Genomic DNA, 16,755 nt, shown 5'->3' on the forward strand with positions numbered 1-16,755 from the left:
AGAAGATGGGTAAAGCGAACACTAGCTTTATCTTAGGTTCTAATACCCTCCTATAACTGGATGCTTGCCGGTACATATCTGACATTTATTCACGTAGTTCAGGATACTATATCCTTTTAAAACTTTAAAGAATAATTAGATAAAAGAAGAATTCATGATAAAATTCACGTACCGCCGAACGAAGCATATTTATTTCCCAAAATTTATAATTGTCCTTAGTATAATTTTTTCTATAAATCAATTTACAATAGCAAAGACCATCTCATCAACAGGTTCCCTTATATGCTCTGTAGGTATTTCTAATTCTAGCTGGGATACAGAAACAAACGATACTACAGGTGTCTTGATTGAAAGGAACTCCTTAAAATCTGAGATAAAAAGAGCAATGGAAACGACACAACAATCAGTTGACATGTCAAAAGGAAAAACAAGGGTTTTTAGCAGTAGCGATAACAAAAAATATGACATAACTTCTTTAATCGTTTCAAAAGAAGTAAGTAGATTAAATTCTGCTAAATATAATTTGCCAAACCCAACAAGTAATATGTTCTTTTGGAAAAAAGAAGAATATAGCTTTCTAACCTTTATCGACCATAACATAACGGAGCCTCAAAGAATAATAGAGGAATTGGTAAGTGAAAAAGAGTACTTTATATATTCACATAAGCAATCTACAGGAGTTGAAATAAAGGCAGCAGAAAATCTTCAAATATTTAGTCATGCACGACCAGGGGAATTATTTATAAATGGGAAATGGTTGAATAAAGAAAAAATATACCATTGGTTATTAGAGTTGCCGATAGATAGCTCAATACTAAAGAACCTAAGTATTTATGGCTGTAATTTTGCGAAAGGTGAAAAAGGAAAACGAGCGGTAGTTTATTTAGAAAAAAGACTAATGATTTCAATTGCCGCATCCACGAATATAACGGGAATTGAAGGGGATTGGAATTTAGAAGTAGGAAGCGTAATAAACCCTATTGATATACCTAATTATCGATATAATTTACAAACAACAGATACCGATGGTGATGGTGTTAACGACGATGTAGATTTAGATGATGACAATGACGGAATACTTGACGAGGTGGAAAATGACTGTCAAAAACAGATAGTTTGGAGGCCAAATATTTATGATCTTTTTATAGGCGTATGGAGAGGTACTGGCTTTGCTATTACTAGCGAAGAGATTACAGATGATTCAATAAATTTTGAAAGCGATCAAAATTATTCCATTTCTATCGGTCCTTATTATTGTTGTGATTTATGGGAGCCAAATGATGATAAATATTACGATGCATACGATACGTTCTTAAATTCACAAGGATTTAAAAGAGTATGGGACTTTGATTCAGGTCATTATGAAGGGTTTTCTTGGTATACAGGCACACAGACGAGTACATTTGTGAATTATATGGGCGTTGTATCTAAACCGAAAGATCCAATTGCTGTTACTCAGAATACCGATTACACGTTTTCTGTAGAAATTCTTGACGTATCGTATAATAATTCATCTGCTGTTGCACCGCTTCTCGTATTTAAAGCAAATGGAGTTCAAGTTGCCACTTGTGCCGCGGGAGAAGAATATGAAAAGACAACATATGTTTGGAATAGTGGATCAGCTACAGTGCTTAATTTTGAGTTTTATAACAATCAAGGGAATGGAACTGGAAATGATTTCGAGTATAGAGGGCTTGAAATTACCCTAGCGAAAGGGTCAGGGGTATGTGATTTTGATCAAGATGGTATACCAAATTCTTTAGATTTAGATAGTGACAATGACGGAATTTATGATATTGTTGAAATAGGAAAAATAAGCTTAGATAATAACAATGATGGGAGAATAGATAATATGGATACTCCAGGTGCTGGCGAAGATACTGATAATGACGGATTAGCTAATCTTGTTGAAGGAGACGGAGATGAGGGGGTTAGACCAAGAGAAACGGCTGGAGGCAAAGCAGATTATTTAAACTCAGATAGTGATGGTGATGGTTGTAGTGATGCAAATGAGGCATATAACGATTCAAACAATGGAGACACCTATTATAACCCAGGAGGGCTATTAGAACCGCTTTCAGTAGGGGCTGGTATAAGTTCAGATGGAACCGTGATAGCAGCAACGTACAGTACAGGGGCTATAACACAGGGATCAATGGTGCTTAGCGGATGGTTAGATAACTCTGTGTGCTATGTGGACCCCTGTATAGATGGTGCTGTATTGGGTACAGTAACCGCGAACGATCCAGATGCCGATGGAATTAATAATGTCTGTGATTTAGATGATGACAATGATGGAATTTTAGATGTGGATGAAGGTGCTTGTCAACTTGTTAATTGTACATCATCAGATGATACTGATTTAGACGGCGTGCCAAATCATTTAGATATAGATAGTGATAACGATGGTTGCCCTGATGCAATAGAAGCAGATGAAAATGTAACCTCAGATCAGTTAAATTTGAATGGGGCTATTGATATTACCAATCAAGGAGGGATAAATGCAAATGGTGTTCCTACGCTTGTGAATAGCGGAGGAGATGAAGGTCAAGATGTAACACCTCAAACTTTAGAAGCAATTCAAGTAATAGTAGACGCAACAAGTCTGGTAAACCAAACAATTACCGAAGGAGGTTCAGCTGTTTTTACAGTGACGTCCGCCGTGGCAACAAGTACAAGTGTATTTACGGTGGGATCTTCAGTATCTACTCCTAACTACTTAGATGCATCAGCTACTGATGTGTCAGGAAATATTATATATCAATGGCAAGAAGATGGGGTTAATTTAACAAACATAGGTGTATATTCCGGAACCGATACAGTATCATTGCAGATAAGTGATATTACCGGTTTATCAGGAAAAGAATATAATTTAATAGTTACACATTCTGATAATCTCTGTATTGATATTCAGAATAAAGCATCTTTAACGATAGTAGACCCATGTACAGAGGGAGCTATCCTAGGTACAGTAACCGCCAACGATCCAGATGCCGATGGAATTAATAATACCTGTGATTTAGACGACGACAACGATGGGATTTTAGATGAGGATGAAGGGGCTTGTGATTTTTTCAATTTAGCAGAATCTGAATCAGGCGCCCCATATGCTACCAATCCTAATGATTGGAGAGTGGATGTTGTTTATCATTATCAACCATTTCCGAATCCCTCTATTTGTAATAATGCTCAACCTTTTTTTCAAGATGTTTATGGTTGTGTACCATGGAATCCTGATCAAGGATGGTCTTTAAGATATGATTTCTTGCATGCTAATGGGAGTGCTACACCAATGTTCGCCTTTATCACAATTGATGAGAAGACGTTTAACCCAAGTAATTATCAAATCGGTTCAACGTACCATGAGATGTCTAAAATGGTGAGTGTAACTCCAGGTAAACCATTACATGTTTCTGTCTATGTAGATGTTTTAAAAAATGGACCTAAGGCTATCCAATTATCTTTATTAATAAATGATACTGAAATACATTCTGAATTTATGGATGGTTTAGGAGGAATGACTCCTGGTGTTCACGCTAGATCGTCGCCTGGTGGCCCGATGAATCCAGCGAATCTTATTAAAGCGGTATATAGTGGAACGAGTCCTGGCGAAAATGAAGTGAAGTATACTATTAGATTCAAGGGTTTAACGGCCTCTCAGTCTGGTCTCAAAAATATTAATAATAATCAAAACACCTTCGATCTTGGTTTTGTGAATGCTCCTACCATAGGGTATACCGAATTTGTTGATTGTACATCCTCTGATGACACCGATTTAGATGGCATACCCAATCACTTAGATTTAGATAGTGATAATGATGGTTGCCCTGATGCGATAGAAGCAGATGGGAATGTAACCTTAGATCAGTTAAATTTGAATGGATCTATTGATATTGCCAATCAAGGAGGGGTAGATGCAAATGGTATTCCTATACTTGTGAATACTGGAGCGGATACTGGTCAAGATATGACATCTCAAAGCTTAGAAGCAATTCAAGTAGAAGTAGATGCTACAAGTTTGGTGAATCAAACAATTAGTGAAGGAAGTTTTGCTGTTTTTACAGTTGGGTCTGCGGTAGCAACAAGTACGAGTGTATTTACTAAGTTATCTTCAGGATCTACTCCTAATTATTTGGATGCCTCTGCTGTTGATGTGTCAGAAGGTATTGTATATCAATGGCAAGAAGATGGGGTTAATTTAACCAATACAGGAGTCTATTCAGGGACCAATACGGCATCATTAGATATAAATGATGTAACGGGTTTATCAGGAAAAGAATACAATGTAATAATTTCACATCAAGATAATTCATGTATTGCTATCCAAAATCAAGCTTCTTTAACGACAATAGATGGATGTATAGGAGGGGCTACGCAAGGCACAGTAACCGCAAATGATCCAGATGCCGATGGGTTAAATAATTTTTGTGATTTTGATGATGATAATGATGGAATTTTAGATACTTATGAGACTGACAATACTTGTTCTGTAAAAGATTTATTACAGCAAGGGGTGGGTAATTTATTGTTTATAGATTCATTTGAAACCACAGTAAACCCTGGAGGTACTTCTACTAGTAGTACTGAATTAGGGTCCGTACTGATACCCTCATCTCAGTTAATACCAGATGGATGGAATAAGACAGGCGGTGTTGGTTCTGTATGGGTGATTTCAGATGATCCTAGTGATGCAACAATAGCAACGAGTCATGGAGTTCAATCAGTTTGGTTAAATGGACAATCATCAGAAATTACGTCAAGTGCGGTGTTTGATTTAGTTGCAGGAAGAAGATATCTCGTTCGAGTTGATCTCTGGTCAGACGATGTTAATGCAGCTAATGCTATTGAGATTGGCTTTGGAGGAGTTACACAAAAGTTTGAAATTACTGCAGCTGAAGGAACCGATGGAATAGCTCAGGAAGTTTTCTTTGAGATCACACCAGTAACAACAATATCTTCAGCAATTTTAATAAGAGGAGCAAGTGCTACTTCTGCTTCACCAGTTATTGACTATGTTCGGTTGTATGAATTTACTTCTTTTTGTCCAAGAGATACAGATAATGATGGGATTTCAGATCATTTAGATGTGGATAGTGATAATGATGGTTGTTATGATGCCTTAGAAGGAGCAGAAAATGTGACGTCATCTTATTTGGATGTAGATGGAAGAATCGATTATGCAAATAATGGCGGAGTAGATGCTCATGGAGTTCCTGCTTTAGTAAATTCAACAGGGGCCGCAGATACAGATTCAAATCAAGGGCAAGAAATAGTAGCTGCAGTAACAGATGTCTCTGATAGTACTATATGTTGTAATGCATCAGTTTCAGGGTTTACGGATATAGATTCTGATAATATAGCAGATAATTGTGACTTGGATAATGATAATGATGGAATTTTAGATTGCGTTGAAGTGAATATTAATGGAGCTACTCAGGTTGATGATTTATTTCTTTTAGGAGGTGATGCTATTAAATTAAATGCTTTTGAAATACGATTGACTCAGGATATCAATCGCCAGGCTGGACGAGCGATATCAAATGACAAAATAGCTTTCGATAAAGATTTCACGATTAGATTTGAGGCATATCTCGGAGAAAGTGATGGAGCAGATGGTATTGCCATTGTATTCCATAATGACCAACATGGTTCATCAGCTCAAGGAGTTGATGGGGCAGGTATGGGTGCTCAGCATATAGAGAATGGAATTGTTTTAGAAATAGATACGTATGATAATAAGATGTATGAAGGGTTTTTAGAGGATATAGAAGATGATCATGGGGCGATTTGGCCATCTGAGAATACCCCAAAACTTACTTATATTCTATCGAAAGCTGTTTCTCTTGGCGAGTTAGAAAATGATACTTGGCACCCAGTGGTGATAACCTGGAATAGTACAACTATGACAATAAAATATACAGTAAGAGGAATACTAGCAGGAAGCTATACAGGAGACATCGTTACTCAATATTTTGGAGGAGCGAATTTAGTATACTTTGGTTATACAGCTTCAACAGGTGGTTTAAACAATGAACAAAAAATTAGATTTACTAGCTTTTGTAGCGACCTGCCACTTGAGGCAGATACCGATAACGATGGAGTTTCAGATCATTTAGATTTGGATAGTGATAATGATGGCTGCTATGATGCTATAGAAGGGGCTGGAAATGTTACTTCATTACATTTAGATGGAAATGGAAGTATCGATACCGCGAATTTTTTTGGTGTAGACGCAAATGGAGTTCCTAATCTGGTGAATTCAGGAGGAGTAGCAGATATCGATGCAAATCAAGGGCAACCAACAGCGATAGCAGTAAGGGAAGCAACTATGATTAAGATAGATAGTCAGCCAATCGACGCTGCTATATGTTTAGGTGAAGATATTACTTTTAGCATGTCAGGTTCCTCATTAAGTACAATTAGTTTTACTGGAACATCCCCAACAACGAACCCTGATTATACCGGAAGTACCGCAGGTACAACTGGCTTGCAATACTTATGGCAAGAACAAGTAGCAGGAATAGGGACATGGAATGATGTAAATGATGGAGGTCTTTACAGTAATACGGGTACAGCTTCTTTGAAACTAACGAACCCACCGTTAAGTGCATCTACCAATAAATATAGGTTAGTATTAACTAGTACAAAGAATCTATGTGAAAGTGTTATAACTGACATCGCTACTTTAATAGTAACTCCCAAAAATACATCGAGTGCAGGATCTATCGCGCCAACTTTATGTATCAATGAGGTTTTAACAGATATCACCCATACCACAACTGGAGCGACGGGGATAGAAACAATAGTAGATTTACCTTCAGGAGTAACTGCTTCATGGGTAGGAGATGTAATAACGATAAGCGGAACACCCACTTCGAGTGGAACATTTAATTATAGTATGGTATTGACAGGCGGTTGTGGAAATATAAGTGCCACAGGAACTATTACAGTCATCCCTGATAATACGGCAAGTGTGGTGTCTAGCACACCAACTTTATGTATCAATACCGTTTTAACAGATATTACCCGTACAACCACAGGCGCTACAGGTATCAGTTCTGTAATGGGCTTACCCTCTGGAGTAACTGCTTCATGGGCAGGAGATGTAATAACGATAAGTGGAACACCCACTTCGAGTGGAACATTTAATTATAGTATGCTATTAGCAGGTGGTTGCGGAAGTGTAAGTGCGACAGGAACCATTACGGTCACACCTGATAATACAGTGAGTACCGGATCTATTGCACCGACTTTATGTATCAATACCGTTTTAACAAATATTACACATAGTACAATCGCAGCGACAGGCATAGGAACAGCAGTAGGTTTACCTTCAGGAGTAAGCGCTTTATGGGCAGGAGATGTAATAACGATAAGTGGAACTCCTACTTCTAGTGGAACATTCAATTATAATATTGAATTGACGGGTGGCTGTGGAACTATAAGTGCGATAGGAAGGATTATAGTCACACCTGATAATACAGCGAGTATTGCATCTATCACACCAACTTTATGTATTAATACGGTCTTAACAGAAATCACACATACCACAACTGGAGCGATAGGTATAGGAACAGTAGTAGATTTACCTTCAGGAGTAAGTGCTTCATGGTCAGCAGATGTAATAACGATAAGTGGAACGCCCACTTCAAGTGGAATATTTAACTATAGGATTCTATTAACAGGTGGTTGTGGAAATGTAAATGCCAGTGGGGTTATATCGGTTGATCCCGTGCCGACCATTCGTATAGACGATATTACAGTGGTTGAAAGCAATACAGCTATTTTTACAGCAACGTTGAGTCAGTCAGTTCGTTGTGATGTTACATTTAATATAAAGACGAGTGATGGTAGTGCAGTAGCAGGAAGTGATTATATAGCCACAACAAATGTAAGTTATACAATTCCAGCAGGAAGTACAGCGATTAACATCCCGATAATAACACTAGATGATAATATGTATGAGCCAACCGATGAGACTTTTGTGGTGACTTTAAGTAGTGTACAAACGTCAACAGGCGCTATTATTACCATGACAGATTTAGAAGGATTAGGAACGATTACCGATGATGGAGATAGTGCACCAAGAATCAGCATCGATGATGTTAAGGTAACAGAAGGTTCAACGGCCAACTTTACCGCGACCTTAAGCAATCCATCGCAGTATGACGTTACTTTTCATGTAAATACAAGTGATGGTACAGCCGTTTCAGGTGCTGATTACACATCTCAAACTAGCGTAAGTTATACGATTCTGTCTGGAAATACCACTATTGCGATTCCAATAACAACGACCAATGATACTATATACGAACCGATTGATGAAACTTATACGGTTAGGCTCAGTAAGGTAGTTATTGGTAGTCCAATACCGGAAACTATTAACCTGGTAGATTTGGAAGGGTTAGGAACGATTACCGATGATGGAGATAGTGCGCCAAAAATTAGCATTGATGATGTTAAGGTAGTAGAAGGTGCAACGGCTAATTTTACGGCCAAATTAACGAATCCATCACAGTATGATATTACTTTTAATGCGACTACGGTTGATGATACAGCTATAGGTGGAAATGATTACACCGTTCAAGGTGATGTACTTTATACGATTCTGGCAGGAAGTACAAGTATTACGATTCCAATAAGCACGACCAATGATACTGTATACGAACCGACTGATGAAACTTATAGGGTTAAGTTGAGCGTAGTAAGTATTGGTAGTCCAACGGTAGAGGCTATTACTATGGTAGATTTAGATGGGTTAGGAACGATTACTGATGATGGTGATAGAGCACCGACAATTAGCATAGATGATATCAAGGTAGTTGAAGGTGCAATGGCCAACTTTACGGGGAGTTTAACCAATCCATCACAATATGATGTTACTTTTAATGTGACTACGATTGATGATACGGCCGTAGGCGGAAATGATTACACCCATCAAAGTGATGTGCTTTATACGATTTTAGCAGGAAGTACAAGTGTTAACATTCCAATAAGCACGACCAATGATACTACACACGAACCTACTGATGAGACCTATGTAGTTAAGCTGAGTCAGGTAAGTATTGGCAGCCCGATACTAGAGGCTATTAACCTGGTAGATTTGGAAGGATTAGGAACGATTACCGATGATGGAGATAGTGCTCCAACGATCAGTATCGATGATGTTAAGGTAATAGAAGGTACAATGGCCAATTTTACGGCGAGCTTAAGTAATCCATCACAGTATAATGTTACTTTTGATGTAACTACGAGCAATGGTACAGCCGTTTCAGGTGATGATTATACAGCTCAAAGCAGTGTTGTTTATACGATTCTGGCAGGAAGTACGAGTATTGCAATTCCAATAACAACGATCAATGATACTGTATACGAACCGACTGATGAGACGTATACGGTTAAGCTGAGTAAGGTAAGTATTGGAAGTCCAACACCAGAAGCTATTGGCACGGTAGATTTAGAAGGATTAGGAACGATTACCGATGATGGTGATAGTGCACCAAGAATTAGTATCGATGATATTAAGGTAGTAGAAGGTGCAATGGCTAATTTTACAGCTAGATTAACCAATCCATCACAGTATGATGTTACTTTTAATGTGACTACGATTGATGGTACAGCTGTAGGTGGAAATGATTATACCTCTCAAAGTAATGTACTTTATACGATTCTGGCAGGAAGTACAAGTATGATGATTCCAATAAGAACGCTCAATGATACTGTATATGAACCGACTGATGAAACGTATACGGTTAAGTTGAGTGCGGTAAGTATTGGTAGTCCAACGTCAGAGATTATTAGTCTGACAGATTTAGAAGGGTTAGGAACGATTACTGATGATGGTGATAGTGCGCCAAAAATCAGTATCGATGATATTAAGGTAGTAGAGGGTTCTATGGCTAATTTTACGGCAAGTTTAACGAACCCATCACAATATGCTGTTACTTTTAAAGTGGCTACGATCGATGGTACAGCTGTAGGCGGGAATGATTATACCTCTCAAAGTAATGTACTTTATACGATTCTGGCAGGAAGTACAAGTATTGCGATTCCAATAAGAACGCTTAATGATGCTGTATACGAACCTACTGAAGAAACCTATATAGTTAGGCTGAGTGTGGTAAGTATTGGTAGTCCAACGTCGGAGATTATTAGTCTGACAGATTTAGAAGGGTTAGGAACAATTACGGATGATGGTGATAGTGCACCAACAATTAGTATCGATGATATTAAAGTAGTAGAGGGTTCTATGGCCAATTTTACGGCGAGTTTAACCAATGCATCACAGTATGATGTTACCTTTAATGTGACTACGATTGATGGTACAGCTGTAGGCGGTAATGATTACACCTCTCAAAGTGATGTTCTTTATACGATTCTGGCAGGCAATACAAGTGTTGTCATTCCAATAAGAACGACCAATGACACTGTATACGAACCGACTAATGAGACCTATACGCTTAGACTAAGTAAGGTAAGTATTGGCAGTCCAACACCAGAGGCTATTACTACGACAGGTTTAGAAGGAGCTGGCACCATAATCGATGATGGAGATAGTGCTCCTAAGATCAGTATCGATGATGTTAAGGTGATAGAAGGTACAATGGCCAACTTTACGGCGAGATTAACCAATCCATCACAGTACGATGTTACTTTGAATGTCACCACAAGTGATGGTACAGCCGTTGCTGGAAATGATTACACTTCTCAAACTGATGTAAGTTATACGATTCTGGCAGGCAATATAAGTGTTATGATTCCAATAAGAACGATCAATGATACTGTATATGAACCGACTGATGAAACGTATACGGTTAAGTTGAGTGTGGTAAGTATTGGCAGTTTAACACCGGAAATTATTAACACGACAGATTTAGAAGGGCTAGGAACGATTACCGATGATGGAGATCGTGCACCAACCCTTAGTATCGATGATATAACGGTAATAGAAGGCACAATGGCCAACTTTACCGCGACTTTAAGCAATCCGTCACAGTATGCTGTTACTTTTGATGTAACTACGGTTGATGGTACAGCCGTTGGCGGAAATGATTACACTTCTCAAAGTAGTGTGACTTATACGATTTTGGCAGGTAATACAAGTGTAATAATTCCAATAAGAACAACCAATGATACTGTATACGAACCGACTGATGAGACCTATGTAGTTAAACTGAGTAATGTGAGTATTGCTAGCCCGATATCAGAGGCTATGTTAGATTTAGAAGGATTAGGAATGATTTCCGATGATGGTGACAGCGCACCAACAATTAGCATTGATGATATTAGGGTAATAGAAGGCACAATGGCCAACTTTACGGTGAGCTTAACCAATCCAGCACAGTATGATGTTAACTTTAGTATAACTACTGTTGATGGTACAACTACAGGCGGAAATGATTACATCTCTCAAAGTAATATTCATTATACAATTTTGGCAGGTAATACAAGTGTTATCATTCCAATAAGAACGACTAATGATACTGTATACGAACCGACTGATGAGACCTATACGGTTAGACTGAGTAAGGTAAGTATTGGTAGTCCAACACCAGAGGTCATTAGCATGACGGATTTAGAAGGAGCGGGAATCATTACTGATGATGGAGATCGTGTTCCAACGATCAGTATCGATGATATTACGGTAGCAGAAGGCACAATGGCTAACTTTACGGCTACTTTAAGCAATGCATCACAGTACGATGTTAACTTTAATGTCACTACAAGAGACGGTACAGCTATTGCAGGAAATGATTACACTTCTCAAACCGATGTAAGTTATACGATTTTGGCAGGTAATACAAGTGTAATAATTCCAATAAGAACAACCAATGATACTGTATACGAACCAACTGATGAAACCTATACAGTTACATTAAGTAAGGTAAGTATTATAAGCCCAATGTCAGAGATTATTAATACGACAGATTTAGAAGGATTAGGAACGATTACCGATTATGGAGATCGTGCTCCAACGATCAGTATCGATGATATTACGGTAGTAGAAGGCACAATGGCTAACTTTACAGCTACTTTAAGTATTCCAGCTCAATACAATATTACATTTAATGTACACACAAGAGATGGTACGGCGGTTGCAGGAAATGATTATACCTCTCAAAGTAGTGCACCTTATACGATTTTGGCAGGCAATACAAGTGTTACGATTGCAATAAGAACAACCAATGATACTGTATATGAGCCTACTGATGAGACCTATGCAGTTAAACTGAGTGATGTAAGTATTACTAGTCCGATACCAGAGGCTATTATCATGACAGATTTAGAAGGAACCGGCATTATTACCGATGATGGTGATCGTGCGCCAATGATTAGTATCGATGATGTTAAGGTAACTGAAGGCATAATGGCCAATTTTGAGGTGATTTTAACCAATCCAGCACAATATGATGTTAGCTTTAATGTAACTACGTTTGATGGTACAGCTAGAGGTGGAAGTGATTATACCTCTCAAAGCAGTGTGCTTTATACGATTTTGGCAGGCAATACAAGTGTTATCATTCCAATAAAAACGTCCAATGATCATGTATACGAACCGACTGATGAGACCTATACAGTTAGACTGAATAAGGTAACGATTGATAGCCCATTATCAGAGAGTATTAGTGGGACAGATTTAGAAGGAGCAGGAATCATTGCCGATGACGGAGATCGTGCTCCAACAATCAGTATCGACGATGTTAAAGTAACAGAAGGCACAATGGCCAACTTTACGGCAACGTTAACCAATCCAGCACAGTATGATGTTACTTTTGATATCACTACAAATAATGGTACAGCTATAGGTGGAAATGATTACGCCCCTCAAAGTGGTGTTCTTTATACGATTTTGGCAGGCAATACAAGTGTTACGATTCCAGTAAAAACGTCCAATGATACTGTATACGAGCCTATTGATGAGAGCTATACAGTTACGCTGAGTAAGGTAAGTATTGTTAGTCCAACACCAGAGATCATTACTTTGGCAGATTTAGAAGGAAACGGAATCATTACCGATGATGGAGATCGCGCTCCAACCATCAGTATTGATGATATAGAAGTTGTAGAAGGAACAACGGCCAATTTTACGGCGACGTTAACCAATCCAGCACAGTATGATGTTACTTTCAATGTTAACACAAATAATGATACGGCTCTAGTTGGTTCTGATTACATAGAACAATCAGGGGTTGTTTATACAATACCAGCTGGTAGTACTACGGTTACAATTCCTATCACAACTATAGATAATAATATATATGAGTCTAGTGAAAATTATACAGTTACGCTGAGTGATGTAAGTATTGGTTCACCGACTCCTGAGAGTATAACCAATATAGATTTAGTAGGAGTAGGAACAATTACCGATAATGATGTCAATGATGCTTGTCTACCAGACGCAACAGATAGTGATGGTGATGGGTATTGTGATGTGATAGACCCTGATCCTAAGGATCCATGTATACCAGATAGCACGGATGCAGATGGTGATGGTGTTTGTGATACGGTTGATCCCAACCCTACCGATCCATGTATTCCTAATGGAGCAGATAGTGATGGCGATGGTGTTTGTGATACGATAGATCCTGGCCCTAACGATCCATGTATTCCAGATAATACGGATGCTGATGGCGATGGTGTATGCGATACAATAGATCCTAACCCTACCGATCCATGTATACCAAACAGTACGGATAGTGATGGTGATGGGTATTGTGATGTGGTAGATCCCGGCCCAATGGATCCATGTATACCAGATAATACAGATGCAGATGGTGATGGTGTATGCGATACAATAGATTCCAATCCTACCGATCCCTGCATACCAAACAGTACGGATAGTGATGGTGATGGATATTGTGATGTGGTAGACCCTGGCCCTACGGATCCCTGTATACCCGATAATACAGATAGTGATGGCGATGGTGTTTGTGATACGATAGACCCCAATCCTACGGACCCATGTTTACCAGATGCAACGGATCTAGATGGTGATGGTATTTGTGATACAGTTGACCCAGAGGTTACGAATTCGTGTACAGAAGATGATTTAGATAGCGATGGTGATGGTATTTGTGATAGTGTAGACCCAGGCCCTACCGATCCTTGTATACCAGATGCAACAGACCTAGATGGTGATGGTGTTTGTGATACAGTTGATCCGAACCCTACGGATCCATGTATTCCTAATGGGGTAGATGAAGATGGTGATGGTGTTTGTGATGTAATAGATCCGAACCCTACGGATCCATGTATTCCTAATGGGGTAGATGAAGATGGCGATGGTGTCTGTGATGTAATAGATCCTAACCCTGCCGACCCATGTATTCCTAATGGCGCAGATGAAGATGGCGATGGTGTTTGTGATACTGTTGATCCTAATCCTACCGATCCATGTATACCAGATAACACGGATGCCGATGGTGATGGTGTATGCGATACGATAGACCCCAACCCTACTGATCCATGTATTCCAGATTCAGCAGACCAAGATGGTGATGGGTACTGTGATGTGATAGATCCTGACCCTACTGATCCCTGTATACCAGATGAAACAGACCTAGATGGTGATGGTGTTTGTGATGTAATTGATCCCGACCCGAGCAATCCTTGTGATCCAAATTCAGTAGATGCTGATGGTGATGGTGTTTGTGACAGTATTGATCCTGATCCTGCTGATCCATGTATACCTAATGCTACGGATGCCGATGGCGATGGTGTTTGTGATGTGATAGATCCTGACCCAATGGACCCCTGTGTTCCAAACGCAACGGATGTAGATGGTGATGGTATTTGTGATACTGTCGATCCAGATGTAATAGACCCATGTCTTGTAGGTGCTCCTGATAGTGATGGTGATGGTGTTTGTGACGCCGTAGATCCCGACCCAACCGACCCATGTATACCTAATGCTACGGATGCTGATGGCGATGGTGTTTGTGATACGATAGATCCTGATTCTACTGACCCCTGTGTTCCAGATAATACAGATGCTGATGATGATGGTGTTTGCGATACTGTTGATCCCGACCCAACTGATCCATGTATACCAAATGGGAATGATGAAGATATGGACGGGGTATGTGATACTGTTGATCCCGATGTAACAGATCCATGCTCACCAGATGCAACGGATAGTGATGGAGATGGAATCTGCGATACTGTTGATCCCGACCCAGCCGATCCTTGTATTCCAAATAGTAATGACGAAGATATGGACGGTGTTTGTGACACAATTGATCCCGATCCGACTGACCCATGTAATCCTAACAATGCTGATAGTGACGGTGATGGTGTTTGTGATACGATAGATCCCGACCCTACAGATCCGTGTATACCAAATAGCAATGATGAGGATATGGACGGTGTTTGTGACACTGTAGATCCCGACCCTACCGATCCATGTGTACCATATAGCACAGATGCTGATGGTGATGGCGTATGTGATACAGTAGACCCTGACCCAACAGATCCATGTATTCCTAATGCAACAGATATGGATAATGACGGTGTCTGTGATACGGTAGATCCCGATCCGACAGATCCGTGTAATCCTAACAATACTGACACTGACTCAGATGGTGTTTGTGATGTTATTGATCCTGATCCAACAGACCCTTGTATTCCAGATCCTTTTGCAATTGCTACAGGTGATTGTGATGGTGACGGTATCTCTAATGGATCCGAGTACGACGCAGACGGTGATGGTAATGGTCCAGATGATTCAGATAATGATGGAGTTATCGATGTTTTTGATACTGATGATGATGGAGATGGAATCCCAACGAGTGAAGAAATAGGAACAGACCCTAGTAATCCAACAGATACGGATAATGATGGTATACCTGATTATTTAGATTTAGATAGTGATAATGATGGTATTTCTGATTTAGTAGAAGGTGGCACCGATGGAGCCTTAGATATGGATAATGATGGGGTATTAGATGTCCAAACAGATAGTGATGGAGATGGATTGCCAGATTCAGTAGATTCAGACGATGGAGGTACTCCTGCAGATATACCAGACACGGATAATGATGGAATCCCAGATTATCAAGATTTAGATAGTGATGGTGATGGTGTTGATGATGTAATAGAGGCTGGTGGAACCGATACTGATGGTGATGGAGAGATTGATTCAGGTGACTTAGTAGATGGAAATGATCTTACCGATACTGATGGTGATGGAACTCCCGATTATCAGGATGCTGATGATGATGGTGATGGTGTTTTAACCTCTGAAGAAGATGTTGATGGCGATGGAGACCCTACCAACGACGATACTGATGGCGATGGAATTCCAGATTATTTAGATCCCGATGATGATGGTGATGGTATAGATACCGCAGATGAGAATGCTGATTTGAATGGTGATGGCATCCCAGATGATGCTTTAGATAGTGATGGTGATGGTACTCCGGATTATTTAGACCCAGATACCGAGGAATGTTTAATAGTTTATAATGAGTTTACACCCAATGACGATGGTTATAATGACACCTTAGTAATATCTTGTATAGAAGATGATAAGTATAAGAATAATAGACTAGAGGTATATAACCGCTGGGGTAATTTAGTGTACGGTAAAGACAGCTACGACAATAGTTGGGATGGTACTTCTAATGGTCGTTTTAATGTTCAGGTAGATAAACGATTACCTTCAGGAACTTATTATTACGCGTTAGATTTAAGAGATGGTAATAAATCCAGGATAGGTTGGATATATATCAATAGAGATTAATCACAAAATTAATA

At 39.3% G+C, this 16,755-nt stretch carries 1 protein-coding gene; it reads left to right on the forward strand.

Translation table 11 applies throughout. The features are described 5' to 3' along the window. The first annotated feature begins 154 nt into the window (after nucleotides 1-154). Nucleotides 155-16,741 carry a Calx-beta domain-containing protein gene (locus AC2TDS_RS13845; protein WP_484736170.1) on the forward strand — a complete coding sequence of 5,529 codons (16,587 nt, stop codon included), beginning with the start codon at nucleotides 155-157 and terminating at the stop codon, nucleotides 16,739-16,741. The last annotated feature ends 14 nt before the right edge of the window (nucleotides 16,742-16,755 follow it).

The organism is Tenacibaculum profundicola (assembly GCF_057220795.1).